The organism is Lysinibacillus sp. UBA5990 (assembly GCF_002429815.1).
GTDB lineage: Bacteria > Bacillota > Bacilli > Bacillales_A > Planococcaceae > Lysinibacillus > Lysinibacillus fusiformis.
This window is the reverse complement of the sequence record NZ_DJAY01000002.1, coordinates 16040-41531: the sequence shown is the minus strand read 5'-3', so window position 1 is coordinate 41531 and position 25492 is coordinate 16040. Positions and strand designations below refer to the sequence as shown.

The 25492-nt window shown below is 37.1% G+C and carries 25 protein-coding genes; 11 read left to right on the top strand and 14 right to left on the bottom strand.

Annotated features, from left to right (window positions below):
* Window positions 1-249: 249 nt before the first annotated feature.
* Genes B3D94_RS01025 through B3D94_RS00995 form a run of 7 tightly spaced genes read right to left on the bottom strand, consistent with a single transcriptional unit; the run spans window position 250 to window position 6016 of the window.
* Window positions 250-609, bottom strand: coding sequence for a Na+/H+ antiporter subunit G (locus B3D94_RS01025; protein WP_036122161.1), 360 nt, complete (start codon window positions 607-609; stop codon window positions 250-252).
* Window positions 587-871 carry a Na(+)/H(+) antiporter subunit F1 gene (locus tag B3D94_RS01020; RefSeq protein ID WP_025116881.1) on the bottom strand — a complete coding sequence of 95 codons (285 nt, stop codon included), beginning with the start codon at window positions 869-871 and terminating at the stop codon, window positions 587-589. Before B3D94_RS01020 ends, B3D94_RS01025 begins: the two co-directional genes overlap by 23 nt.
* A complete protein-coding gene (locus B3D94_RS01015) occupies window positions 871-1353 on the bottom strand; it encodes a Na+/H+ antiporter subunit E (RefSeq protein ID WP_069479713.1) in 483 nt (160 codons plus the stop codon). Before B3D94_RS01015 ends, B3D94_RS01020 begins: the two co-directional genes overlap by 1 nt.
* Complete coding sequence (locus B3D94_RS01010; RefSeq protein ID WP_069479712.1) at window positions 1353-2858, bottom strand: Na+/H+ antiporter subunit D; 1506 nt, start codon at window positions 2856-2858, stop codon at window positions 1353-1355. The genes B3D94_RS01015 and B3D94_RS01010 overlap by 1 nt, the downstream gene beginning before the upstream one ends.
* Window positions 2851-3189, bottom strand: a complete 339-nt coding sequence (locus B3D94_RS01005) for a Na(+)/H(+) antiporter subunit C (protein WP_291753696.1) — start codon at window positions 3187-3189, stop codon at window positions 2851-2853. Before B3D94_RS01005 ends, B3D94_RS01010 begins: the two co-directional genes overlap by 8 nt.
* A 3-nt stretch (window positions 3190-3192) precedes the next feature.
* Complete coding sequence (locus B3D94_RS01000; protein ID WP_069479711.1) at window positions 3193-3615, bottom strand: Na(+)/H(+) antiporter subunit B; 423 nt, start codon at window positions 3613-3615, stop codon at window positions 3193-3195.
* Window positions 3605-6016, bottom strand: a complete 2412-nt coding sequence (locus B3D94_RS00995; protein ID WP_291753692.1) for a Na+/H+ antiporter subunit A — start codon at window positions 6014-6016, stop codon at window positions 3605-3607. Before B3D94_RS00995 ends, B3D94_RS01000 begins: the two co-directional genes overlap by 11 nt.
* 565 nt (window positions 6017-6581) lie before the next feature.
* Between B3D94_RS00995 and B3D94_RS00990 the strand changes: the two genes are divergently transcribed.
* On the top strand, window positions 6582-7268 hold the full coding sequence (locus tag B3D94_RS00990) for a universal stress protein (protein ID WP_012292434.1): 687 nt from the start codon (window positions 6582-6584) through the stop codon (window positions 7266-7268).
* A gap of 176 nt (window positions 7269-7444) precedes the next feature.
* Here the strand turns inward: B3D94_RS00990 and B3D94_RS00985 are convergent, their stop codons facing one another.
* The gene (locus B3D94_RS00985; protein ID WP_069479709.1) at window positions 7445-8650 is read right to left on the bottom strand and encodes an MFS transporter; all 1206 of its coding nucleotides are present in this window, start codon (window positions 8648-8650) and stop codon (window positions 7445-7447) included.
* 105 nt (window positions 8651-8755) lie between these two features.
* On the opposite strand from B3D94_RS00985, the gene B3D94_RS00980 reads away from it, so the two are divergent.
* Window positions 8756-9475, top strand: a complete 720-nt coding sequence (locus tag B3D94_RS00980) for a DUF421 domain-containing protein (RefSeq protein WP_083244584.1) — start codon at window positions 8756-8758, stop codon at window positions 9473-9475.
* An 18-nt stretch (window positions 9476-9493) separates the two neighbouring features.
* Here B3D94_RS00980 and B3D94_RS00975 read toward each other — a convergent pair whose 3' ends face one another.
* On the bottom strand, window positions 9494-10198 hold the full coding sequence (locus B3D94_RS00975) for a CBS domain-containing protein (protein ID WP_069479708.1): 705 nt from the start codon (window positions 10196-10198) through the stop codon (window positions 9494-9496).
* 991 nt (window positions 10199-11189) lie between these two features.
* Here B3D94_RS00975 and B3D94_RS00970 point away from each other — a divergent pair.
* Window positions 11190-11909, top strand: a complete 720-nt coding sequence (locus tag B3D94_RS00970) for a hypothetical protein (RefSeq protein ID WP_291753682.1) — start codon at window positions 11190-11192, stop codon at window positions 11907-11909.
* 1133 nt (window positions 11910-13042) lie between these two features.
* Window positions 13043-13402 carry a GNAT family N-acetyltransferase gene (locus B3D94_RS00965; protein WP_254664348.1) on the top strand — a complete coding sequence of 120 codons (360 nt, stop codon included), beginning with the start codon at window positions 13043-13045 and terminating at the stop codon, window positions 13400-13402.
* A gap of 250 nt (window positions 13403-13652) precedes the next feature.
* Here B3D94_RS00965 and B3D94_RS00960 read toward each other — a convergent pair whose 3' ends face one another.
* From B3D94_RS00960 to B3D94_RS00940, 5 genes are all read right to left on the bottom strand, one after another.
* Window positions 13653-14435, bottom strand: a complete 783-nt coding sequence (locus B3D94_RS00960; protein WP_069479706.1) for an ABC transporter permease — start codon at window positions 14433-14435, stop codon at window positions 13653-13655.
* Window positions 14432-15316: an ABC transporter ATP-binding protein gene (locus tag B3D94_RS00955; RefSeq protein ID WP_069479705.1), complete on the bottom strand. Its 885-nt coding sequence runs from the start codon at window positions 15314-15316 to the stop codon at window positions 14432-14434. Before B3D94_RS00955 ends, B3D94_RS00960 begins: the two co-directional genes overlap by 4 nt.
* Window positions 15313-15516, bottom strand: coding sequence for a PLD nuclease N-terminal domain-containing protein (locus B3D94_RS00950; RefSeq protein ID WP_083244583.1), 204 nt, complete (start codon window positions 15514-15516; stop codon window positions 15313-15315). Before B3D94_RS00950 ends, B3D94_RS00955 begins: the two co-directional genes overlap by 4 nt.
* Window positions 15517-15745: 229 nt before the next feature.
* Window positions 15746-16177, bottom strand: coding sequence for a protein-tyrosine phosphatase family protein (locus B3D94_RS00945; protein WP_291753677.1), 432 nt, complete (start codon window positions 16175-16177; stop codon window positions 15746-15748).
* Between the two features lie 20 nt (window positions 16178-16197).
* The gene (locus tag B3D94_RS00940; RefSeq protein ID WP_291753675.1) at window positions 16198-17145 is read right to left on the bottom strand and encodes a carbohydrate kinase family protein; all 948 of its coding nucleotides are present in this window, start codon (window positions 17143-17145) and stop codon (window positions 16198-16200) included.
* Between the two features lie 145 nt (window positions 17146-17290).
* On the opposite strand from B3D94_RS00940, the gene B3D94_RS00935 reads away from it, so the two are divergent.
* The 7 genes from B3D94_RS00935 to B3D94_RS00905 all read left to right on the top strand — a co-directional run bounded on the left by B3D94_RS00935 (window position 17291) and on the right by B3D94_RS00905 (window position 25479).
* On the top strand, window positions 17291-17854 hold the full coding sequence (locus tag B3D94_RS00935; RefSeq protein ID WP_069479702.1) for a GNAT family N-acetyltransferase: 564 nt from the start codon (window positions 17291-17293) through the stop codon (window positions 17852-17854).
* An 18-nt stretch (window positions 17855-17872) separates the two neighbouring features.
* Complete coding sequence (locus B3D94_RS00930) at window positions 17873-18787, top strand: EamA family transporter (protein WP_291753671.1); 915 nt, start codon at window positions 17873-17875, stop codon at window positions 18785-18787.
* Window positions 18788-18986: 199 nt separating this feature from the next.
* Window positions 18987-20093, top strand: coding sequence for an extracellular solute-binding protein (locus B3D94_RS00925; RefSeq protein WP_069479700.1), 1107 nt, complete (start codon window positions 18987-18989; stop codon window positions 20091-20093).
* A 95-nt stretch (window positions 20094-20188) separates the two neighbouring features.
* Window positions 20189-21259 carry an ABC transporter ATP-binding protein gene (locus tag B3D94_RS00920; RefSeq protein ID WP_291753667.1) on the top strand — a complete coding sequence of 357 codons (1071 nt, stop codon included), beginning with the start codon at window positions 20189-20191 and terminating at the stop codon, window positions 21257-21259.
* A gap of 12 nt (window positions 21260-21271) precedes the next feature.
* Complete coding sequence (locus B3D94_RS00915; protein ID WP_291753665.1) at window positions 21272-22993, top strand: ABC transporter permease; 1722 nt, start codon at window positions 21272-21274, stop codon at window positions 22991-22993.
* A 27-nt stretch (window positions 22994-23020) separates the two neighbouring features.
* The gene (argH, locus tag B3D94_RS00910) at window positions 23021-24535 is read left to right on the top strand and encodes an argininosuccinate lyase (protein WP_069479697.1); all 1515 of its coding nucleotides are present in this window, start codon (window positions 23021-23023) and stop codon (window positions 24533-24535) included.
* On the top strand, window positions 24532-25479 hold the full coding sequence (locus B3D94_RS00905) for an N-acetylglucosamine kinase (RefSeq protein WP_291753662.1): 948 nt from the start codon (window positions 24532-24534) through the stop codon (window positions 25477-25479). The genes argH and B3D94_RS00905 overlap by 4 nt, the downstream gene beginning before the upstream one ends.
* The last annotated feature ends 13 nt before the right edge of the window (window positions 25480-25492 follow it).

Below are 25492 nucleotides of genomic sequence, written 5' to 3'. Positions count from 1 at the left end.
ATTGGATATTTATTCATGTTTGAGAATAAAAAAACTATCTGCTAATTAAGATATACTCTTTTGAAATAATAATCAAGATAAACTAGAAAATTTTTAGCGAAATATTATATACAAAATTTTCAGATAAGTCAATTTATTATTTTCGAGTTCGCTTTCCTTACTATTTTCCGAAAGCTTAATAATTATCCCTTCATTCTTTATCAAAATTTCTGTGGAAATAAAAAAGACCCCCATTTGGAGGTCTCTTGCTTATTTGTCTTCCGTAAATAATTTATCTTTTAATTCGTCCTCGCCAGAGCCTTCCGCTAATGGAACATGAGAACGATATGCCGCACGACATATTAAATGTCCGGCAACTGGAGCTGTAACAAAGACGAATAGAATACCTAAAATTAATCGGACACTGACATAACCATCGTGCACCCAAAAGTATATAAATGCACCTAATAAGCAAGTTAACACGGATAATGTGGAGCTTTTCGTAGCAGCATGTGATCGCGTATAGACATCTGGTAAACGAATCATGCCAAATGCGCTAATAACACTCACAATCGAACCGATCAAAATGAGGATGACTGCCGCCCATTCAATCATTTGATTTACGTTCAACAATCACACCTCTTTCAATATATTTTGTAAAGGCAATGGTCCCAATAAACGCTAAAATACCTAGTATAAGAATGGCTTCTAAGTAAGCCTTTGTTTTTAATATGATCGAAACAATCGCAATAGCGGATAAAAGATTTACACCAATTGTATCGAGAGCAATGGCTCGGTCAGGCATAGATGGGCCTCGGATAACCCGATACAACGACAGCGCGATGGAAATACTAAAGAAGGCGAGAGCCAGAAGTAAAATGTTCTCTATCATTAACGCGTCACCTCCATTATTGCTTGTTCAAACTTTCCAATAGAGCGAATGACAGCATCCTTAGACTGCTCAATGTCCATCGCATGAATATAAAAGACATCGCCCTCTTCAGAAACTTCCATGACGACAGAGCCAGGTGTTAAAGTTAGCAATAATGCTAGCGCCGTAATTTCCCAATCACCCTCGAGTACGGTTTTATAAGTAAAAATACCTGGCGTAATGTTTAGCTTTGGTGTAGTAATTTGTTTTAATACGCTATAACTTGATAAAAATAGCTCCCAATTAAATAGCCATAATAACTTGATAATCGAAAAGACTCGGCGCAAGTAAAATTGGGTCCCATAAAAGCGGTGCATCGCATATAATATACCCATTCCTACGATAAACCCCATTAAAAACGTTGAAAATTGTGGAGTCACTTCATCTTGCAAGAGTAACCAAAGTGCTGCGATAAATAAGTTTAAAATAAACTGCATCGCCATTATTTATTCACCTCACCTTGCCATTGTTCACCATCTAGAACAGCGTCTATATAGATAGATGGTGTATATAACGTTTCTGCTGCATCGGTTACAAAGGGTGCCAATTTCTCAGCCCCTATTCCTAAACTAATTGTACAAGCAGCCAGTAAAGTTAACGGCAGTATTACACGTTTGGGTAAAGGCTTTTCATCCTCTAAACTAATAATGGTCTCGCCAAAAAAGGAGGAGAGAAATATCCGCAGTAATGAATACAAAACAATTAAACTAGAGAAAAATCCTAGACCTAATAGAACAAAATTACCGCCCTCTATCGCACCTTGTCCAATTAAAACCTTCCCTAAAAAGCCACTCAATGGCGGGATACCAGCTAATGAACACATGGCTACAAAGAATAGCCATCCAAAGAACGGATAGTTCCGAATAAGCCCACTCATTTTATCTATGACCGTTTCCCCAGTTACATAAATCATCATACCGACAGCTACAAATAACATAGCCTTTGCCACCATATCATGCATTAAATAATAGACAACGCCCTGTAAAGCAGACTCTGTACCAATCGCTAGACCAGCTACTATAAACCCAACACCAATTAATACATTATAAGAAGCAATAGTTCTAACATCACGCCCTGAAAGAGCACCGATACAGCCTGCTATAATTGTAATACCTGCCATAATACCAAGTGCCATATGTGTGACTTCAGTATTATTTGGGAAAAGCAATGTAAATGTTCTTACAAGTGCATAAATCCCAACCTTTGTTAATAATGCTGCGAATAAAGCGGCAATGGCAGTGGGAGGTACACTATAAGAGCCAGGGAGCCAAAAGAATAATAACAGTCCGGCCTTTAAGCTAAAGACAATTAAGAAAATGAGTGCCACTGTTGTAATAAGTGGATTTGCCCCCGCTTCCATCACACGCACAGAAATATGGGCCATATTTAATGTACCGACTGTTCCATAGAGAAAGGCCAATGCCACTAAGAAAATCCAAGATGCAACAATATTAATAAGCACATATTTTAATGCTTCACGCAGCTGAATCTTTTCTCCACCTAGGCTAATAAGTGCATATGAAGCCAGCAACATCACTTCAAAGCATACAAATAAGTTAAAGATATCTCCTGTCAAAAATGAACCGTTAACACCAGCTATCATTAGTAAGGTAAACGGATAAAAATACATCTTTTCATACCTTAACTCCATTGTAAAAATTGCATATAGCATACAAATAACTGCTACAAGATTTGCTATTAACACGAGCAGCGTAGCGAAGGAATCTGCCACAAATGAGATACCAAAAGGCGGTGCCCAACCACTAAAGTCAATGCGCAGTATCCCTTGTTCTTGAATTTCTACTAATAAAATCACGCTAATAATAACGATAAAGCTTAATGTCAATAAACTAATAATCCGTTGTAAAAAGACATGCTCTTTTAAAAACACCAGTAAAATAGCTGTAATTACTGGTACTATTAATGGTAAAACAATCATATTACTCATCCGGCGTACCCCTCAATTCATCAAAATCCCCTGAACCATTTGTTTTGTACGCTCGATAACCTAAAACGAGAACAAACGCAGTCACAGCAAAGCTAATAACGATAGCTGTTAGAATTAGGGCTTGCGGCAATGCATCTGTATAAGGCCCCTCTGATTCACCTAATAATGGTACATCCCCTTTTTTAAGACCTCCCATTGTTAGAATCAGCAAGTGGGCAGCATGTGATAAAACAGCGGTGCCTAAAATAACACGTAATAACTGTTTAGAGAGGATTAAGTACGTCGCAACAGCTACTAATATACCTACTAAAACAAGTATTAAAGATTCCATCGGCTACTCATCCTCACTTATGCTTAAAATAATTGTCACGACAACACCCACCACCGTCAAAGCTACTCCTGCTTCAAAAATGGTTACGGTTGAAAAACCCATTTTCCCGAAAATCGGGACATTTATATACGTATAAGCCTGCGTTAGAAATGGTATATCAAAAAACAAAGAACCAATTGCCGTACCTGTTGCAAGCAAAACACCAAGAGCCGCAACCTTTTTAAAGTCAAACGGCATTCCCTTATGCACAGTCTCTATATCGTAAGCAAGATACAATAAAACAATGCCAGAAGCTAACACGAGGCCGCCAATAAAGCCACCACCCGGAGCATGGTGTCCCGCAAAGAACAAATAAACTCCAAGTGTTAAAATAATGAAGACGACTGCCTTAGTGACTGTCCGTAATATCACATCATTAATTTTCATGATCTGCTTCCTCCTTCCGAGGCTTAAGCTTTGTTAGTGTATAAACCCCTAAGCCAGCAATCAGAAGCACAACTACCTCAAGCATTGTATCAAAGGCACGAAAATCCCCTAGAATTGTATTAACAATGTTGGAACCACCTGCTAGCTCATAGGCATCGTTAAAATAAGTCGATACTGGCTCAAATTGCTCGTAGTGCACTACAGCTAGACCAACCATTGTTACTGTTGCCCCGACAAAAATAGAGATCATGGCTTTCGACCATTGCACCCTTTTGCGAGGTGCCTCAGGCATTAAATCTGGTAAATACTTAAAGCATAAAAGGAATAATGCAGTTGTTACTGATTCTACAACTAATTGTGTTAACGCTAAATCTGGTGCACGGAAAATGACAAAGAAGAAGGCAATTGAATAGCCTAATACGCCATTTAATAGCATGGCTGTAACGCGGCCCTTTGCAAAAATCATCCAAACTGCAGCGAATACCATAACAAATACAAGAATTAATTCGTATGACTCAATCGTAGAGTCCATATCAAAATTAAAGATCATTGCGTCTGAATAAATAAAATAACCAGCGATAAGTGCCACAAAAAATACATATATATAGACAAAATAATGGGTTAAATTACCTGTCATATATTTGCGAGTAAGCTTCTCTGAACCACTTTCACTTATTTCTATCAATCGATTGTAGTAAGTATTAAACGTATATTTTTGTGAAAAAATGCGATACATCGGCTTCCAGCTTTTCAATGTTTTGAATAAGATGATCCCGAGCACAATGACACCTAACGTCATTAACAATTCCGCATTTATTCCATGCCAAGCAGAAATATGTGGTGTTAATTCATTGGCTAATGGGAATGTAGGATAAATACTTGCCATGGCTGGTTCTAAAATATAATGGCCTAACACGTTCGGGAAGAAAAAGATACCGACTACTAACAGGCATAAAATAATGGGTGATATTAGCATACCCAATGGAGCTTCATGTGGTTTTCTATCTATCTTCTCAGGCTGTAGTTTACCCAAAAATGTTCGACTAATTAAAATTAAGCTGTAGACAAAGGTAAAGATACTGGCTACCCACGCTACTAAAGGGAAAAATAACCCTAAATCAGCAATGGAAAAGGCCTCTACATCCCGTATAGCCAAGACCGCTGAAAAAAACATTTCTTTACTCAAGAAACCATTAAATGGTGGTAATCCTGCCATAGAAAAACTGCCAATAACTGCGATAGTAAATGTAATAGGCATTAAGGACATTAAACCACCTAAACGACGAATATCCCGAGTTCCCACTTCATGGTCGACAATTCCAACCATCATGAATAAGGCTCCTTTAAATGTGGAGTGGTTGATGAGATGAAACAGAGCCGCAAAACTTGCTTGTGTATATATAATAGAGTCTTTCGTGTAGCCATAGTAATGGCCAACAGACCCTAGACCGAATAGGCTCATAATTAAGCCTAGCTGACTTATCGTTGAAAAGGCTAAGAGCGCCTTTAAATCTGTTTGTCGAACTGCATTAAATGACCCCCAGAAGAGTGTAACAAGACCAATAACACTTACAAGCCAAAACCAAATCGCTTCTCCGCCAAAGACTGGTGAAAAACGGGCAACTAAATAAATTCCTGCCTTTACCATTGTGGCTGAGTGTAAGTATGCACTAACCGGTGTTGGCGCTTCCATGGCGTCCGGTAGCCAAATATGAAATGGAAATTGTGCAGATTTTGTAAAAGCCCCTAGTAAAATTAAGATTAATGCTGGAGTAAATAGGGCATGATCACGGATAACCTCTACATGAGCTACAATTTCACGAATACTGAATGTATCAGCAGCTACATAGAGCATCAGGAAACCTGCAAGCATAGAGAGACCACCAAATACTGTGATCATCATTGCTTTTTTAGCACCTGCACGTGAGGCCTTTCTATGATGCCAAAATGCAATTAATAGGAATGATGACACACTTGTTAATTCCCAAAATGTGTATAATACCATTAGGTTATCTGAAAAAACAACGCCAAGCATAGCGCCCATGAATAGTAATAAATAGCAGTAAAAATGGTGAAGTGATTCTTTCGTTGACAAATAGAAAATAGAATATAAAATGACTAAACTACCTACACCTGTAATCAGCAAGCCAAAAATCATACTGAGCCCATCTAGGTAAGTTGTAATATTTATATTAAAAGAGGGAATCCACTCATATGTATGGATAAATGTTTTACCTCCGGCAATTTGAGGAATATAGCGCGCAAGTAAAAGAAACAAGATGAATGGAACAGAAAAAACAAACCAGCCAAGATGTGTTATACGCCTTAGTCGCCTATACAGCAATGGGATAAGTGCAGCACAGACAAATGGCAAAAGTATCGCGATAAGAACTGTAACCAAATGAAAACCTCCTACTATCAAAATCATCAAGCAAATTTTTGTGGTGATTGGAATGGTAAGTGCTAAAACTATAGCAATTTGTTTAAGCTAAGTAACATATCAGATATATTCTTGAAATTTTGCAAATGGAAAGTGATGGGGTGTTAAAGTGTCTTGTCATTCATTGAAAATGGAATGTTTAGTTATTTAGTCACCTCTAACCCGATGCAAGCCTAAATAACTTGTGGAAAATCAGATAATTTATACAGTTACAACTCAATTATATCAGCATTATAAAGACACTTGACTATCTATTTAACACACTGCATAATAGTGTGGCATATGAAATCAATTTAGCTTAGATGCACGCAATGCATAAATTAAATAACTTTAAATTATTGATATAAGCTTATTCCTTCAAGGGTTTTCCAATATATTTCCGTTAACTTTTATACATTTTTAAGTATACAATATAAATGAGCATAATGCACTGTAACAGCATCGATTTTAGCTGTTTTAGGATAATTTTTTCGAAATCAACAGTGAAATTAACAAAATACCAACAGATAAGAGGTGTACATTTTTTATGAGGCATGTAAAAGGGCGTTTAGACGAAAGTATATTAGTTTGTGTTTACTATGGCTTAAATGGTGAACGTTTGATACGTAGAGGGCACAAAATGGCAACAATGCTAGATTGCCCACTCTATATTCTTTCAGTTGATTCGCAACCCCTTGATGCATTTGACGCTGAGAAATCTAGTTATATTGAGCAATGGGAAAAGTTATCAGACGAACTTGAGGTCGAAAAATTCATTTTGCAAGATAATGAAAAACGCCCCATTCAGAAAGTCATTGCAGAAGTCGCGAAAAACTATGGCATTTCACAAATTATTGTAGGACAAAGCGCACAAAGTCGTTGGGAAGAAATCACTAAAGGATCCTTCCTTAATGTACTGTTAAAAGAAGTTCCATTTGTAGATTTTCATATTGTAGCTGTTCAACGTCCTACTGATGATGATGCTAACGAGACATACGAAAAAGGTGTTCGTGCTTACTTAATTAAAGAACAGGAGAACTTTAAAGTAGCATTTACATGTCCGAAATATGTATCCATCGAAGGTATCTTCTTCAAGGAAATCGGCACGGATTTTGACAACGGTGTCTTTAAATTTACTTACAATGATAAAATGCATGAGGTTCATATTTCAGAGGGCTATGTGATCGATCAAGAGAAGCTTCCTGCAGAATTTTTATCCCCATTAAGACAATAATAATGTTGATAAAAGCCGTCGGGAAGTATCTCTCGATGGCTTTTGTCATTTTATTTTAACTCTCTGGACTGATATCAACTGCACTCCGACCTTAGTTGAAAACTTTATTTCATTGTAAAAAAACTGTAGGCAAACCCAAGTTTTTTGAGTTTGCCTACAGTCCTGATGCGTTTTTTCTATGCCGCTGAAGTTGCTGGTTTATCCTTCGGTAGGAAAAAAGCTATTAGTAATAATAACGGCAATAATGAAACAACCATCATTGTAAAATCAATACCTTTGTGGTCCATTAACACACCAATAACCATTGCTCCAATAGCCCCCATACCAAAAGCAAAGCCAGTTGTTAAGCCGGCCATTGTGCCAATTTTAGAAGGAACTAGCTCTTGCGCGTATACCACTGTTACAGAGAAGCTAATCATGATCAATGTACCAATAATCACTAAAAATATCATAGCAGCCCATAGCGGTACATAAGGCAATGCTAGGCAAAACGGCATTGGTACTACAACGGAAAGAATAATGACATTTTTTCTTCCAATTCGGTCCGACAGAGAGCCTCCAAAAAATGTCCCCACTACCCCAAATGCCATGAATAGGAAAATAAGGATTTGTCCTAGCCGAAGATTCACATCATAATGATCCATTAAATAAAATACATAAAAGCTAGTTATATTTGTTGTATAAAATGATCGTGCAAAAATAATCGTAAATAGTAAGGTTAAAGCTACCCCTACCTGCTTCTTTGTTAATGGTGGTAATGTCGAAATCAACACACGTTTTTTCTTCGCTGTGCGCTCCTGCTCTAATTGATTTTTATACCATTTTGCAATCTTAGTTAATAGAATAATACCGAATGTTGCCGCTACTAATACAATCGCTGCACCACGCTGGCCGAAAATATCAAAAATATAGGCACTAATTAATGGGGCAAGAGCTTGTCCTGAGTTTCCCCCAACTTGGTAAATCGATTGAGCAAGCCCTCTTTTAGAACCTGCTGCCATAAAGGATACTCTAGAACCCTCAGGGTGAAATATTGCTGAACCGAAGCCTAAAAATAATACAGCAATAAGAATAATCCAATATTGAGTAGTAAAAGCAATAATTGTAATAGCAATAAAAGAACTTATCATTCCTATTGGTAATGCATAGGGCATTGGCTTTTTATCGCTAACAAAACCAACAATAGGCTGTAATGCAGACGCAAAAATATTTAAGACAAATGATATGAGGCCAATTTGTGTGAAGGTCAGTCCTAACTCACTTTTAAAGATTGGAAACATAGCTGGAATAACAGCTTGCATCGTATCATTGATCAGGTGAGCAACACCTATTAAAATCATGATGGGATAGATTGGATTTGCGATGTTTATTTGATTATTCATGTTGCCACCTCGCTCTTTTAGTTTTTGTTATTGACGATTGTCGCATACTATCAACCATTTTGCACAAGCTATGTTTCGACAGCTGTAAAAGGAGTTGATGTATGCATGGAAAGCTTTATTCATGCCAATTTTTGGGAAATGATTCTTCGAACAACACTTTCATTCTTCATATTACTTATTTTGGCGCGTATTCTTGGAAAGAAACAATTGGGCCAACTAACATTTTTCCATTATATTACTGGTATTACATTTGGATCGATTGCCTCAGAAATCGCCTCACAAGAGGAAACACCCTTTTTAGATGGCGTAATATCCCTTATCTGGTGGAGTGCTTTAACCTACTTAATGACAATTATTACGATTAAATCAAAAAAGGCTCGTGTACTTATTGATGACAAGCCTACGATTGTCGTACAAAATGGTCTTATTTTAGAATCTGCCTTAAGAAAAAATCGTTTGCATATGGACGAGCTAACAATGATGCTACGTGAGCAAGCCATCTTTTCTGTACAAGATATACAATACGCGTTACTTGAAACAAACGGAAAACTAAGTGTCCTGCAAAAAACCTCCGAACAAGTTGCCACGAAGCAGGATGTTAAAGCTGATGTTTCCCCACCTACTTATTTGCCTACAGAGGTTGTTTCAGATGGACAACTCATCAAGGAAAATATTGTTGAGCTCGAATTAACAGAGGACTGGGTAATGAAGAAGCTGAAAAAACAAAATGTGCATTCCGTTGAAGATGTCTTTTTTGCACAAGTTCAAACAAATGGGTCCTTATACATTAGCCTAAAAGATAAAGCGAGACATTCAAGCCCATAAATGCTTGTCTCGTTTTTTTTAATCAATTTTTACAATATCTAACGGTGTAATGATCCCTATTAATTTTTGATGTGGTTTGCCATGCTCTGTGATTAGTAATGCCTCAAAGCGCCTACCTCTTTCCACACCTTGTTTAAAAATTTCTTCGGCTTCATATATCGTTATGTATCTGCTAACAAATTTGTAATTCACCCTATTTTTCTCATGCATTAAAATATCATGCAACGTAGGAATCCCTTTAGGTAAATAGCCGCCACCCATTTTAGAGGCAAGCCAATTGGTGATTCCTACAGTTGTAATAAGCCCTCTAAATTGTTTATTAAAATAGACGGGAAACTGCGTATATTTTCGTTGGTGAATAACCTTTAACACATGTTTGAGGGAATCACTCTCTTGAAAAACAAGTACTCTCTTTCGGAACATTTGCCCGACAAGCATAGGCCTAGCGAGCGTAGCATCTATGTATTCAATTCTTTCGACTACATCTGTATGTGGTTCTGCAATTACATAGTGAATAGAAGTACGATGATGGACAATTGCATTTCGCAAATCGGCGTATGACCGTAAATCGTCTTCGTATTTTTTCACCAATACCTCTTTTTTCTTCGCTTGATCAATGAGCCGATAAAAGGGCGTAAAATCCTTAATGCCTACAATATCTCGTAATCTATGGTCTATTCGATTAAATGCTGTCAGGAAACGATCGGAATTTTCAGTCTCCACCTTTACGTACCCTCTTTCTCTAGTAACTTTATGTATTTTCCGAGTTATTTGACAAATTTCGAGTTACACCACCATTATATTCCTAAGTAATGGATATTCCAAGAATGTAATTTTTGCTGTCATTTATTTTTACATTCTCCCTTGAAAGTTACGTTATTATGAGGAATTGGACTATTTTTCCCAGCAAGTAAGACAAATGATGGACATAGGATTTACAGTGAGAATGAATTAAATTTAAACATTAGGATTCAAATTAAAGGAAATAAGGAAATTCAAGCGCTTCTTAATAATACATGGGAGTGGGAGGCAAGCTTAGATCAACATGTTACTTTTCTTGTAGTGGAGCAAAGGAAAAGAATTAAGTGCACTCATAGAAACTGTCTTTGACTTTGATGATGTATTCAAGTATGTAAATTTGAATGACGAAGAAAATCGAGAAAAAGCGATTACTATTATCAAAGGGCTTGAAGAATATAGAAAATTTACCATAGTTCCAATCGGTATTACGAAAGAACGGGCTGACTCTTTAATTCAGCAAGCTAAATTTTATTTGAGCTAGAGCGTTTATTCGAGCTTAATCAAAAAACAACAGTTCCTTTTTATAATTGGTAGAGGATAGGGCCTAAATATTATGTTACAATGTTACATTGTTCAAAAAATAGTTATTTGAGGAGGGAATTTACATTCTTTGAATTTCAAGAAAAAGCTAAAAAATTAGTAGAAAATGTGGATAGCATTCAAAGTAAAGCATCCTTTCGGTTGCTTTTTTTTATATAAAAAATGTATATCCTCTTTCCTCAGTGCTTTCCCTCTCCTCATAAAATAATAGTTTTTTTGCAAAAAAATATATTCGATAATAATTTCAACCCAGTTATTAGTTACAAAGTTTTATTTATAGTTAATTTATGGTTTATTATACTTTTTATTTTTATTATTTATATGAGTTATCCATTTATATGGTAACAAACCCAAGTATTAGGAGGTATTTGTTTTGAATGTGATTAAGTATTTTAAGAAACCTTTGTTGATAGCTTGTTGTTCTACATTTTTATTAGGAATGTCTGTTTTAGCTGTAAATCCAAGTACTGCAAATGCACAAGATACTAGTAATAGTAATTTAACAAATGAAACCACACTATTTTCAAATGAAATGAGTATACATAATGAAGTAAGTATACATAATGAAGTTTATAATTTCTTTTTGGCTCTTGAAAAGCTCCCTTACGATATAGAAATACAAGGAGCTAAAAAATCTGCTGAATGGTTATCTGCAGAATCTGGTGTTGAAATTTTAGTTGATGAATATGATAATTTCATATTTCCTTCTATTCAAAAAGAAATGTCTTTATTAATAGACAATACTAGTTCGTCAGAAACATCACTTGTGCTTGCCAGAGCTTCGGTGGGTGAAGTTGCAACTTGCATTGGAACGGCTGGATTGGCAGCCTTGCCTTTCTCGAAAGTTACAAAACTAAAGACTATTTTTAATGCATTAGGTGGAATAACTAGAACTGTAGACATGACTTATACAAATTATAAATATCACCGAGCTTTACTAAACTCTGTTAAAAATTCGTTATCTAAAGCTATTAAGGATGTTGTAGACAAAGAGAAACTTGCTTCAGAAGCAAATGATTTATTAAAAGAAATTTTTGGTGTTACTGCTACAGTTGGTGCATGTAAACCTGTAATAGATGATCTTTTCGATTAAAGTCTATTATAAAGCATCACTGCAAAAACGTTTAAAGACTAAGAGACTGCCTTAAAGACAGTCTCTTAGTCTTTAGCTCTTCTAATCATATATTTCGTGTGTCAATCAGTTACATAAAAATTAACAGTACAGAGAGATTTTTTGTTAGATACCTGTTTTTTTAAATAAATTTTTAAATTTTAGTAGTAAAGAACATGAAATTGATATGGTAATGTAAAAGGAGGTTGAGATTAAAATGAAAATTTTTAAACTACCTTATTATTATTTAGTAATGTGTTTAGTCATATTAATAGCAATAATAATTAATTATAAGTCAACTACATCATTAATATTGTTACTAATTAGCTTTGTAGGTTTCTTCTTTTTATTTTATTTGGAGAAAAAGAAATCCGAAAAAAATAATTAAAAGGCAAAAAATAAGTATAGCAAACTAGAGGTATGGTTTTTACCATTCCTCATTTGAATTAAAGTTCGCGTAACTTGGCTACGATTTGCTCACACTCTTGTGCAAAATAGGCTTTTTTTTTCTTCGGTACTACTTCTTCTTGCTGACGAGTCGCAATTATAAAACCAACAGAAAAGAAGAAAAAATAGGTTCAAAGATCTAAAGACAGTAGGGACAATCTGTTGTCCCTACTGTCGTTGTGCTTGGTTCTTTTCACGCACTTAATTTTCCAATAAAGGGAATTTTTATAATGCCTATAGCTGCTTAGAGAGCGTCTTTTTGCTCACATAACAGTTGTTAGCATCGTAAATCATTCCATCAATTTTACGCTTAGATCTTCAGCTCATAATCGGAGTAATGTAATAATCAAAAATTTATTAAGTTAGAGTGGAGGCTGGTAAGGGGTGTGAGGCTTCCCCCATATAGCGTATCTGAATTATGAGTAAGAGAGATTTTTCGATCGGAAGAATTGGCAGTTTTGTACTTTTAAGGAGGCGTTGTCGATGAGAAATTATTTATACTTGATTGGGCATAAAAACAAGGAGATAGCGTTTCAATAGCCCATAAACTACGTGTTTCCCTTCAAAGGGAGAGTACCAAATTGAAGGAAATTTGTTTAAAGCCTATTGACAAAAGTAATTGGGAAGAAGCAATTAGATAATCTGTTAAAGAGGAACAACAAGCATTTATTGCATCCAACCTTTATTCTATAGCAGAAGTTCAGTTTCTAGATAATTTCTTTGCAAAAGGTATTTATCTTAATAATAAAATGATAGGATTTACTATGTTTGGAATAGACCCTGATGACAATAATTATTGGATTTATAGACTAATGATTGACGAAGAATTTCAAGGTAAAGGTATAGGCAAACAAGCTATATATCTGGTTATAGAAGAGATAAGGAATAGTAATCATGCAAACATTCCTTTTATCATGATTGGATATGATCCTAAAAATCTTACAGCAAAATTTGCCTATAAAAGAGCAGGATTTATTGAGACTGAATTATCATCTTGGGGAGAACAATTAGCTAAGTATTCCTTGTAAGCACTTGAATTTACCACAATGACTAATAGTCTTTTTAAAGTAAATTTGATCAATCATTTTTCAAAATACGCTCTTTTCTATGATCTTTATCAACGTTATTAGTATCATTTGATTAAACTTTATTTAAAAACAACCAGCCCTTTCGTGGATCATGTTCTTTGTTGGGCTCATCCTGCTTATCAATGGTGGAATGCTTTAAAACAAAAGGACGGTAAAATCTATACAAATTAGATTTTCCGTCCTATATTTTTTAAATTTTGGTCATAGCCGCATTTCTTTTCATCATTATGATTCCAATACAAATACAAAGAATTATCAGCGCTATTGTCATAATTAAACTCCACCAGTAATCAGACATCTCCATTGTTCCACGAACTAGTAAAGGTCCATAGCTTGCTAGCTTCCAAGGGGATATAGTCCAGAATAGACCTACTGCCATATCGACTATTTGTCCGACAAAGATAACCGTAAAGGCACATGTAGTAGCTATAATCGTTTTAAAACTAGCACTCATCATTAATGTGACAGCAATTACAAATATTAGCCAAACATAATACGTACAAAAGCTCGCAAGCAGTGGTCCAATTTCTAAAGTTCCGTATAGAATACTAGTGTAATACACACTGGCTGCAAAGCCTGCTAAAATACTCACAAAACAAACTGCACTCATAACAATAAATTTACTCATAAAATAGGCTCCAAAAGATATAGGTCTTACATATAATAAAGTAGCCATACCACTTGCACGTTCTTTACTTATAATCCCCACAAAAGAAGCCATTATCACCAATAACCCTATCGTTTGAAACTGCCCTATAGAGGCCTGTAACAGGTCAACGGGCATTAATTCGGGCATCAACATTTCAAAACCTTCTGGCACATTTCCAACAGCATTTAAAATATCCATAATATAATAATTGATCAGGGGATCATTCATTCCCAGCAAGGCAAACACAAGAGGTATCCACAAAAATTTCCAGCTTCGCCATGCCTCTCTAAATTCCTTTTGTAGAAGTACGTTGAATCCTCTCATGCTTTTTTCGCCACCTTCATGAAAATTTCTTCCAACGATGCTGTTTGTCGTTCTACTTTTCTTATGGTATAAGGACAATTACTTAAACGATGAAGTAGCTCCTTCATCGTAGGCTCCTCATTTAATATCTCGATATATACATAACAACCTATTACATGATCAGTCGAGCTTGCAAAAAGCTTTGCCTCTTCCTCACTGGAAAACTCGACTATATAATTTTGCTCATCAAAACGTTGTCGTACCTCTCGTAATGTTCCTTGCTCTACTAGTTTTCCGTTTTGTAAGAATAATAATTGATCCGTCATTTCTTCCGCATCGTTTAAAATATGGGTTGAATATAAAATAGTTGTCTCTTGTTGTAAACCTTTTAATAAATCAAGAACTTCCCTACGACCAACAGGGTCTAATGCTGAAACAGGTTCGTCTAATAACAGCAATTTGGGCTTATGCACAATTGCCTGGGAAATACCAAGGCGCTGCCTCATCCCACCAGAAAAAGTATCTATTTTTTTATGTTGGACATTTCCTAACCCCACAAACTCTAATGTTTTTTGGGCTTCTAATTTAGCATTTTTTACTGATACACCATTTAGCCGCGCAGCCATCTCCGTAAATTCTAACGCGCTTAGCCAAGGATGGAACTGTGGATATTGGGGTAAAAACCCTATATTTTCACGTAAATCCCCATTTAGCATTTCTACACTTCCGGCAGTCGGCGTTAAGAGCCCCGTTAACATGGACAATGTTGTTGTCTTACCCGCGCCATTTGGCCCTATTAACGCCGTTGAAGTCTTTTCCTCTAGAATAAATTGAACATTATCTACAACATTGTGCTCTGCAAATCGTTTGGTCAAACCAGTTACTTGAAGTAATGTTGTCATGACTGCTTTCTCCCAACTAAAAAGTACGCAATTGACCCTATTATATTTGTAAATAAAATAATAAATACCCATAAAATTTTAGGCCCATTCGTTGCATGTGTTTTACGCAAATCAATAAGTGCTACGATCATTAATATTAATTGAACGACGATGAGCGGTGCTATCACTGCCCATGGAACTTTTGCTAATTCCTCCATCATACAGATCACCTCATTAGTTGTTATACATTAACTATAACAATTTTGTTCTAACATGTATAGAACAAAATTGATGTTTTTTTCAAATCCACAAATAGCTCTTCCAAATATTCTGCACCATTTTCATAGGATAAGATGTCATGTTTAAGATAGTCCCCTGTTTCACCATCTATACGCCCTGCTTCATTTATAAAACAAAAAAAGATGTACCTTAATCAGTACACCTTTTCCTTTATTTATAAAGTTGTTGTAGAGCGTCTTCCATTTTAGGACGAATCGTTACTTGTGGACGAGCCTTTTTGACCGCTGCCTCCGCTTCCTCTAGAGAATGAGCCAGCCCTAGCTCTATTAACACCGCAGTAGCTGCTACTCCAGCACGACCACCGCCACTTCCACAGTGAACATATACCTTCTGTCCTGCCTCATAGGACGAAGCAATTTCCTTAGCTACATGCTGAATAGATGATGCTACCGCAATATCTTCATCTGCAATTGGCATATGCTTATACGAATAAGAAACAGTCTCTTGCTCTTCTGAAGTAAGTCCCTGCACACGAACATCTATTACAATATCTACAGCTTCTTGCTCAAAAGCCGCCTCCGCATCTTTTGCACCGCCAAAGAATATTTGATCCTTTACTAAAACATCATAGTTTTTTTCCATATTGGTCACACTCCATAGGATTATTTCAGTAAATGCTTAATATCCTCGTAATAGGGTAAAGCCGTTAAAGCTCCTGCTTTTGTTGCTGCAAATGCTCCTAATTTATTGCCGAAGCTTGTACAGCGAACAAGCTCTTCTTTTGTTGTAGGTAAGCCATTGTAATGAACATCACGTAATACCCCCGCCATAAATGCATCCCCTGCACCAGTTGTATCTACAGGTATCACCTTTTCAGTTGGTACGTGGATAACCTCCCCATTCAACACAGCATAAGTGCCATTTTCTCCTACTGTTACTAAAATAATAGGCACTAAATAGCTACTTAGTTGTTCAATTCCTTCTTCTAAACTAGTCGTTTCCGTCAGGAAGAATAACTCATCATCTGTTACCTTTAAAATATCTACATCCTCAAAAAAGGACGTAATCGTTTCTCGACAAATTTCTTCACTACTCCAGCGTAATGGACGAATATTTGCATCCATCGCAATGATCGCACCCTTGTCCTTCGCCATTTCTACGGCAGCTCGAGTTGTAGCTAGAGCCGTCGGATGGAACATGGTCCCTGAGCATACCGTTAAAGCAGATGCATGTTTAAATGCTGCTTCATTTAACTGTAGTGGCTCCACTTGTAAATCAGGTGTTTCATCCACATAATCTTTAAAAATTCGTTCACAGGCTTCTGTCAGATGCACATAAACACCACTTACTCGTTTAGCTGGGTCAAATATGGCATAGTCAAGCTTGACACCTTCCTCTACAAGCCCATCACGTACAAACTGAGAACCCTCATCATCCCCTGTAATTGTAATTAGGGCAGATGGTGCCCCAATTCGGCTAATACCTGCTGCAACATTTACTGTTGCACCACCCATATATTTTGTAAATGATGTGTTTGTTACATCATCAGCAATATAGTCAATAAATGCATCTCCATAGACTAAAATAAAATCCTTATCTTCCTTCGTCATGATTGTCCTCCTGAAAGTCTAGTCATTATAGATTAACACGAAAATTGTCATTCTATAAAGGTTTAACTTTTTAGAGCATGCCTGAAAATTTGTGTCATCCACTAACTTTGTTATACTTGCCTATAGAAAGGTAGGGATTTTCAAGATGAGTATTACAATTCGACAAGCGCAACCACAAGATGCCCATGCCGTTGTGCCTTTAATTATTGATGCGATTGGTGAGATTGCTAATCGTTTAACTGGCGAGCAATCGACCGAAGCTGTTCGTCAAGAACTGACAACCCTTTTTCAGCGTGACGACAATCGACATTCTTATTTAAATACCTATGTCGCTACGGAGGATGGGCAAATAGTAGGGATTCTCGTTTATTATTATGGCGCACATGCCATTGCTATGGATGCTAACCTTGTGAAATGGTTAGAGGCTAAAAATGCTCCATCCATCATCATCGATCAAGAGGCCCACGAAGATGAGGCTTATATCGATACAGTTTGTGTAACACCTGAAGCGCGCGGTAAAGGAATTGGCACATTGCTTTTACAATATGCCGAAGAACTGACAAAGCAGCATGGCTATACAAAGTTATCTTTAAATGTAGAAACTCAAAAAGAAGATGCTCGTCGACTTTATGAACGTTTAGGCTTTGTTATAACTGAGCCATGGTCCATTATCGATGAACCTTTTCATCATATGGTGAAACAGTTTTAGGAAGTGAAGATTGTATTCATGAAAACAAATTTAATTTATCCTCTTTTGATCGTCATTGCCTCTAGTAGCTACGGAATTTTGTCGACTATTGTCAAAGTAGCGATGCAGCATGGCTTTACATCTGCAGAGGCTGTATCGAGCCAATATATTATTGGCTTTATACTCGTTTTAGTTATTTTTATGTTGACAGACAGAAAATTACCTAAGCCATCCAAAAAGGGCATACTTATATTATTATGCGCTGGTATTTTTACCGGGACGACAGGTATAGTGTACGGAGAATCTCTCAAGTATTTACCCGCTTCTCTCGCGGTAGTGATGCTGTTTCAATTTACATGGATTGGTTTGTTAATTGATTGTGCTCTACATAAAAGATTACCAAGTCGACCTGAAGTAATTTCTATTATTATCTTATTTGTAGGAACAATTTTAGCTGCAGGTGTTTTAAATGTAGATTTAAGTGGAATTCCTCTCCAAGGGTGGTTATTCGGCTTTGCTGCTGCCGTTACCTTTGCCTGCTTCATTCAATTTAACTCTCGACCAGTGGAGGGTGTTACAACCACTTCAAGGGTATTTATCGTTTCCTTTGTAGCCCTTATTATGATCAGTATTTTCTTAAGTCCTGAAGTGATTTGGAACGGCAAATTGTTTATGGAAGGCTTATGGAAGTATGGATTAGCCCTCGGTCTATTCGGTATCATTTTACCTATATACTTATTCTCCATTGCTATTCCGAAAATTGGTGGTGCACTCGCTTCCATCTTAAGCGCTATTGAATTACCTGTTGCAGTTACCGTTTCCGTTATTGTCCTACATGAACCTTTAACTGCATTGCAAATTATGGGCATTGGTCTAGTGATAGTCGGTATGTTATTGCCGACAATTATTGCGCAACGCCGACAAAATGATACCCTATTGGATGCACAAAATTAAACAGATAGAAAACTCCTTGAAAATGGAAATATTCCTTTTTAAGGAGTTTTTTTGAACTTCAATGAAATGCCGTTGCTAATGGATTGGCACTTCGCTATGATGAAGGGAAATGTAATTTTTTAATAATTCTAACATGAATGTTACCCCTTCGTATTATACTGCAATATGTAAGTACCTTACTTTAAGAAAGGGGAAGTTGATGAAAAAAACACGTATTCTTAGTTTTTTCCTTGTGTTCATACTGTTTGTTTTAGCTGCATGTAGTGGAAACGATGACCAAAAAACTACTAATGATGCTGCCAATAACGATAAAACGACAGATGGCGACAAAACGGAAGTAGCGGCAACAACGCCATCCGGTAAGCTTGTTATTTACACAGGGCGTGACGAAGAAATGGTGCAAAATGTAATCGACCAGTTTAATAAAAAATATCCAGATATTGAAGTAGAGTTTTTAACAATGGGAGCTCAGCAAATTTTAGAACGTTTACGTGGCGAAAAGGCTAATCCTCAGGCAGACTTTTGGTGGGGCGGCACACAATCAGCGCTCATTGTTGGGGCAAATGAAGACTTATTACATGCCTGGCAGCCTAGCTTTATTGACTCTATTGATGCTACACATAAAGATGTAGATGGCCGCTGGTTTGGAGAGATGCTGCTACCAGAAGTCATTATGATCAATAGTGATTTATTAACAAAAGAAAATGGGCCACAGGACTGGGATGACCTTCTTGACCCTAAATGGAAGGATCAAATTTTAATTAGGGGTGTGCTGGCTTCAGGAACAATGCGCACCATATATTCCTCTATGATTGTACGACAAGATGCGAACTCTCCTGATAAAGGCTATGAATGGCTATTACAATTAGACGCTAATACGAAGGAATATACGCAAGATCCTAATGCTTTGTACTTAAAGCTAACACGACAAGAAGGCAGTGTCTCCTTATGGAATCTACAAGATATTTTATTAAAGAAATATACAACTGATTATCCCTTTGATTATATTTATCCAAAAAGCGGAGCACCTATTTTGGTAGATGGTGTTGCAGTTGTCAACAATGCGAAAAATCTAGAGAATGCCAAACTATTTGTCGAATTTTTATTCGAAAAAGAGATGGTGACACAGTTAGCAAATGATTATTATCAAATTCCTACACGATCTGATATCGATAAGGCCTCCATGCCAGAGTGGTATCAAGAATTAGATTTAAAAACATTCGATATAGACTGGCAGCAAATGTCTGACAAAGAGGCTGAATGGATGGAATACTGGGATAACAATATTAAAGGCCGCGGTAAATAGTATCCGGGTGAAAATCCAGCTTTTTTAGTGGATTTTCACCTTACTATCTTATCCCCTATATAGCTATGAATCCTTTGTTGGAGAGGAGTTTTTTGTTGAAAAGAGTCACAATCGAAAATGTCTCGAAGCAATTTGGTCAGTTGTATGGTGTGAAAGATGTAGATCTCGAAATAAAGGCTGGTGAATTCTTCACTTTTCTTGGGCCTAGTGGCTGTGGCAAGACAACTACTTTGAGAATGATTGCCGGTTTTTATTACCCTACTAAAGGTAAGATTCTATTTGATGAACAAGATGTCACTCGGCTTCAGCCAAATAAACGCAATATCGGTATGGTATTTCAAAACTATGCCCTTTTTCCCCATATGACAGTAGATGAAAACATCGCATTTGGTTTACAGGTTCGTAAATTTTCTAAAACTGAGATTCAGCGCAAGGTTGATCGAATTAGAGGACAAGTACATCTGTCAAATTACGGAAACAGAAAAATAAATGAGCTTTCTGGTGGGCAACAGCAACGTGTGGCTTTGGCTCGAGCACTAGTAATTGAGCCAGATATTTTATTACTTGATGAACCATTATCCAATTTAGATGCAAAGTTACGTGAGGAAACACGTATTGAAATCAAACGGATTCAATCTGAGCTAGGTGTCACGACGATTTATGTTACCCATGATCAAATGGAGGCCATGGCGATGTCTGACCGAATCATGGTCATGGAAAACGGCTATATTAAGCAAATTGGGACTCCTCAGGAAATATATCACCGGCCTGTAGATCGCTTTGTAGCTAACTTTATTGGCGAAACCAATTTAATTGAGGGCATATTAGAAGCAATTGAAGGCGAAGAAATACAAGTGAAAACAGCAAATGGGCATATTTTTACTGGGCGAAAGCAACAGAGCTCTCCAGCATTAACGCATATGATTGGAGACAAAGTATTTATTTCAATTCGTCCAGAATCTATTCATTTTGGGACTGGAGATAATACATTAACAGGAAAAATAACCTTTGTTGAATTCACAGGCATTAGCGTCAATTATATTGTAGATTGTAACGCCTTTTCACTTAAAGTAATGCTTATTAATTCTTATGACCAAATAAAAAAGATTGGCGAGGATATTACCATTCATATAACACATGACTCGCTGTATTTTTTAGGGGAATAGGAGGAAGCCAATATGGAAAAGCAAACTGTCAATGCTTCTCAAGAAAGTATATGGACACGAATTTTTCATTCCAATTGGTTCATCTATATTTTAATATCGCCATTATTTTTAGTGTTGTTCGCCTATGTCGTCTATCCCTTCTATCAAACATTTACTCAAAGCTTTGCTGGTGATGAGCCATTCCTTCACTATAAAAAATTTTTCAATCTAGCAAGCCCAGCAAATTTAGAGGCTTTGTGGACCAGTATTTATATTTCCATTATTAGCGTCCTTTGCTGCGCTATCGTTGGAGTAACTATGGCTTTTTTACTTGAACGCTATAATTTCCCTGGGAGACGAATACTTTCTATTTTAGTATTAGTCCCTATGGCACTTCCCCCCCTAGTCGGTGTGCTATCCTTTTCCTTTTTGTACGGAGATAGTGGCATTTTCCCTAGAATCTTTCAGCATTTATTTGGCTTAGATCATGTACCCTTTTCATTGAAAGGGATTTGGGGAGTCATCGTTGTTCATACTTTCACCATGTATACTTATTTTTATTTAACCGCATCAGCTGCCATCAAGGGGCTAGATCCTGCTCTTGAAGAAGCTGCAACTAGTTTAGGTGCAGGGCGTATTCGCGTGTGGACAAAGGTTATTTTACCCATGCTGACCCCTTCCATTGTTGCTTCCTCCTTATTAGTGTTTATGATATCTATGGCCTCTTACACGGCACCCTTAATGTTTGGTGTAGAACGAACTATGACCATGCAAATCTACTTATCGCGTACTAATGGAAATCTTGAGATGGCCGCAACTCAGTCGATGATACTGTCCTTTGTCTCTATTACATTTTTAATGATGATGCGTTGGTATCAAAATCGCCGAAATTATCAAAATCTCAGTAAAGGGATAAGTGTCCATCGCTCGGAGGTATCCTCCAAGAAAATAAAAATAGCGGCAACTATTGCCTCCTTTATCGGCACGTTGATTTTGATTTTACCGATATTAGTGCTGATATTAATATCCTTTTCTGTTGATGGGGCATGGAAAACTCAAATACTCCCTACAAACTATACACTGGATCATTATATGGCTCTCTTTACTGATGAGCGTACATGGCGACCTATTTGGAATTCTATACAGATGGGTGTCGTCGCAACATTTGGCAATATTATCTTTGGTGTTGCCGCCGCTTATGCGATGGTCCGTTTAAATTTTAAAGGAAAAACATTACTCGATATTTTAATAATGGTACCTTGGGCTTTACCAGGGACAGTGGTAGCAGTCAATTTAATTGCCGCCTTTAGCACGGAAAACATCTTTGCCTTTAATCAAGTATTAATCGGGACATTTTGGATTTTACCATTAGCCTATTTTATCCGACATTTACCGCTTGTTTTTCGGTCAACATCTGCCTCTCTTGTCCAACTAGATCCGTCAATTGAAGAAGCATCACGAGGATTAGGCGCCAATTGGTGGTATACATTTAGACGAATCGTCGTACCTTTAACATTCACCGGAATATTAGCGGGGACACTATTGGCCCTAGTACAAAGCTTTGGTGAATTTGTTGCATCCATTCTTATATACAGTACATCTACTATTCCATTGTCTGTTGCTATATTCCAAAAATTATATGCATTTAAATTTGGGACCGCGTGTGCCTATGGTGTCTTGCAAATTTGCTTAATTTTAGTTGTCCTTATTATTTCTGAAAAACTATCAAAAGGCAGTGCTGGTACAGCTATTTAACTGCTAATCTATTAGGAGGCCATGATAATGTTTGAAGATTTTCGCAACAAAACGCAGCAGGAAGATGGGATGATTTTCCCTTCTAACATCTATCGGAAAATTGTGTTACAGCCAGCCTATGAAGAGGCAAAGAAAAATTTTCTAACTATTATGCTACAAATTAATATAGCTCATTTAAAAATGTTAGAAGAACAAGGACTTGTAAAAAAAGAGGAAGCGAAACAAATTGGGGCTGCACTAAAGAAAATAGATTTAAATTATTATCGTATAGAAGATTATAGCCCCCAATACGAAGATTTATTTTTCCGCATTGAAAATAAATTAATAGAGCTTGCTGGCGACGTTGCTGGAAATCTTCATATTGGACGAAGTCGTAATGATATGGGCATCGCCATTTATCGTATGACACTAAGGCAAAAATTACTGTTATTAATGCGAGAGCTACTAACATTGCGAGATGATTTGATCGCAGCTGCTGAGGAGCATGTAGATACTATTATGATTGGCTACACGCATACTCAACAGGCTCAGCCTACAACCTTTGCCCATTATTTAAAGGCTGTCATTGACCAGCTTGAACGAGATTTTGAGCGCATGCAGCATGTCTATAAAACTGTTAATCGTAGCAGTATGGGGGCTGCAGCCTTAACTACAACAGGATTTAATATAAATCGAGAACGGATGCGTGATTTGTTGGCATTCGACGATATTATCGAAAATGCTTGGGATGCTGTGGCAGGAGCAGACTATATTGCTGAAGCAGCAAGTATTGTACAGCTTGCTGCACTCAATCTTGGCCGTACCTCTCAAGATTTTTTATTATGGGCTACCCAGGAGTTCAATGCCTTCACACTCGCAAGTCCATATGTTCAAATAAGCTCTATTATGCCCCAAAAGCGTAACCCTGTTTCAATTGAACATACGCGTTCGTTACTATCGGCCGTTGTTGGAGATGCAAGCACAGTGTTACAGATGGTACATAATACACCGTTTGGAGATATCGTCGATACTGAGGATGATATGCAACCCTATTTATGGCGTGCCATCGACCGCTTAGTTGGGATTTATAAATTATTTGGCTCACTTGTTGTCACAATGGATGTGAACAAGAAAAAATTAAGAAATCGTGCAGAGAACAGCTTTGCCAATGTTACTGAGCTGGCGGATACATTAGTACGTTCAGAGGATATTTCCTTCCGCCAAGCACATAGCATTGTTAGTAAATGCATTAAAGTACTACTTGCTCATAGTGAGGAATCACTAGCAAGCCTTACATGGGGACTCGTGAATACTCAATCTAAATTGATTACGGGAAAAGAATTAAATATTTCAGAAGAGGATTTTTATAAAACCTTACAGCCAGAGTCTTTTGTTGGTGTTCGAACACTACCAGGTGGCCCAGCTCCTGCCACAATGAAAGCAGCGCTTGAACATGCCAAAATGAATACGAAAAGTCTTTATGAATGGATTCAATTAAAGGAAAGTTCCATTATTGAAGCGGAGAAAGAATTAACGATTTTTCTTGAGGAATGGAGCCAATGATGAAATGGCTTCTAGTTATTGATGGCGGTGCGACAAAAACGGCATGCGCAGTCGTTCACGCGGAAACTGGTGTTATGGAATATTCAGCTTCAACAAAGGGCTCCAACTATCAAGCCATTGGTATGGAAGCAGCTACAGTGATATTACATGAGCTTTTAGCAAAGGTAGAAAATTTTTTGCAAAAGTATCCCTGCTCTCAAATTGCTGTAGCTACCTTTGCCTTAGCTGGGATTGATTCTCCAAAAGACAAAGAAATGGTTACAGCCATTGTTGAAAATGCCCTATCAGCCACACAGCTTTCTATTGCTACTTTTATTATTGAAAATGACGCTGAAGCCACACTACTTGGTGTGACTGCTGGACAGGCAGGTGCATTACTCATTGCTGGAACAGGAGCAATCGCTTACGCCTATGATGGACAGCAAATCGTTCGGGCTGGAGGCTGGGGACACCGAGCTGGAGATGAGGGTAGTGGTTATTGGCTAGGGCAAGAGGTGGTAAGATCCATCTTTAAAATGGAAGATGGTCGAGGTGAGACCACTATTTTAAAAGAGGCTGTCTATCATTCCTTAGGTATACAAAATGTAAACGAGCTCGCTGAATGGTTATTTCAGCCATCCTATACAAATGCACAGTTGGCCAAAATGGGGTCATTTGTTGCTCAAGCAGTTGAACAACAAGATACTTGTGCCATTCAAATATCACAACAGGCAGCTCAAGAATTGGCTCTTTTAGCAAGAGCCGTGTTAAAAAAGGTAGGCTATCAGAATGGACCGTTTCCTCTTTATTGTAATGGAGGTGCCATCAAATATAATCCACTAATTTTAAAAACATTTACAAATATATTAGCAGTAACGTATCCGCAGATTTCCATTTCACTTTGTGAGCAGCAACCAATTGCTTATTTAATTGAACGAACAAAAAGGGCCTATGACTGTTTATAAGTCATGCCCTTTT

What these genes read in the sequence shown, in the direction of transcription:
- B3D94_RS00915 (WP_291753665.1), top strand. Translation starts at nt 21,272, where the DNA reads ATGGAAAAGCAAACTGTCAATGCTTCTCAAGAAAGTATATGGACACGA.
- B3D94_RS00935 (WP_069479702.1), top strand. Translation starts at nt 17,291, where the DNA reads ATGAGTATTACAATTCGACAAGCGCAACCACAAGATGCCCATGCCGTT.
- B3D94_RS01000 (WP_069479711.1), bottom strand. Translation starts at nt 3,615, where the DNA reads ATGAAAATTAATGATGTGATATTACGGACAGTCACTAAGGCAGTCGTC.
- B3D94_RS00990 (WP_012292434.1), top strand. Translation starts at nt 6,582, where the DNA reads ATGAGGCATGTAAAAGGGCGTTTAGACGAAAGTATATTAGTTTGTGTT.
- B3D94_RS01010 (WP_069479712.1), bottom strand. Translation starts at nt 2,858, where the DNA reads ATGAGTAATATGATTGTTTTACCATTAATAGTACCAGTAATTACAGCT.
- B3D94_RS01015 (WP_069479713.1), bottom strand. Translation starts at nt 1,353, where the DNA reads ATGGCGATGCAGTTTATTTTAAACTTATTTATCGCAGCACTTTGGTTA.
- B3D94_RS01005 (WP_291753696.1), bottom strand. Translation starts at nt 3,189, where the DNA reads ATGGAATCTTTAATACTTGTTTTAGTAGGTATATTAGTAGCTGTTGCG.
- B3D94_RS00950 (WP_083244583.1), bottom strand. Translation starts at nt 15,516, where the DNA reads ATGATGGAGGAATTAGCAAAAGTTCCATGGGCAGTGATAGCACCGCTC.
- B3D94_RS00955 (WP_069479705.1), bottom strand. Translation starts at nt 15,316, where the DNA reads ATGACAACATTACTTCAAGTAACTGGTTTGACCAAACGATTTGCAGAG.
- B3D94_RS00980 (WP_083244584.1), top strand. Translation starts at nt 8,756, where the DNA reads ATGGAAAGCTTTATTCATGCCAATTTTTGGGAAATGATTCTTCGAACA.
- B3D94_RS00930 (WP_291753671.1), top strand. Translation starts at nt 17,873, where the DNA reads ATGAAAACAAATTTAATTTATCCTCTTTTGATCGTCATTGCCTCTAGT.
- B3D94_RS00985 (WP_069479709.1), bottom strand. Translation starts at nt 8,650, where the DNA reads ATGAATAATCAAATAAACATCGCAAATCCAATCTATCCCATCATGATT.
- B3D94_RS00945 (WP_291753677.1), bottom strand. Translation starts at nt 16,177, where the DNA reads ATGGAAAAAAACTATGATGTTTTAGTAAAGGATCAAATATTCTTTGGC.
- argH (WP_069479697.1), top strand. Translation starts at nt 23,021, where the DNA reads ATGTTTGAAGATTTTCGCAACAAAACGCAGCAGGAAGATGGGATGATT.
- B3D94_RS01020 (WP_025116881.1), bottom strand. Translation starts at nt 871, where the DNA reads ATGATAGAGAACATTTTACTTCTGGCTCTCGCCTTCTTTAGTATTTCC.
- B3D94_RS00940 (WP_291753675.1), bottom strand. Translation starts at nt 17,145, where the DNA reads ATGACGAAGGAAGATAAGGATTTTATTTTAGTCTATGGAGATGCATTT.
- B3D94_RS00905 (WP_291753662.1), top strand. Translation starts at nt 24,532, where the DNA reads ATGATGAAATGGCTTCTAGTTATTGATGGCGGTGCGACAAAAACGGCA.
- B3D94_RS00925 (WP_069479700.1), top strand. Translation starts at nt 18,987, where the DNA reads ATGAAAAAAACACGTATTCTTAGTTTTTTCCTTGTGTTCATACTGTTT.
- B3D94_RS00960 (WP_069479706.1), bottom strand. Translation starts at nt 14,435, where the DNA reads ATGAGAGGATTCAACGTACTTCTACAAAAGGAATTTAGAGAGGCATGG.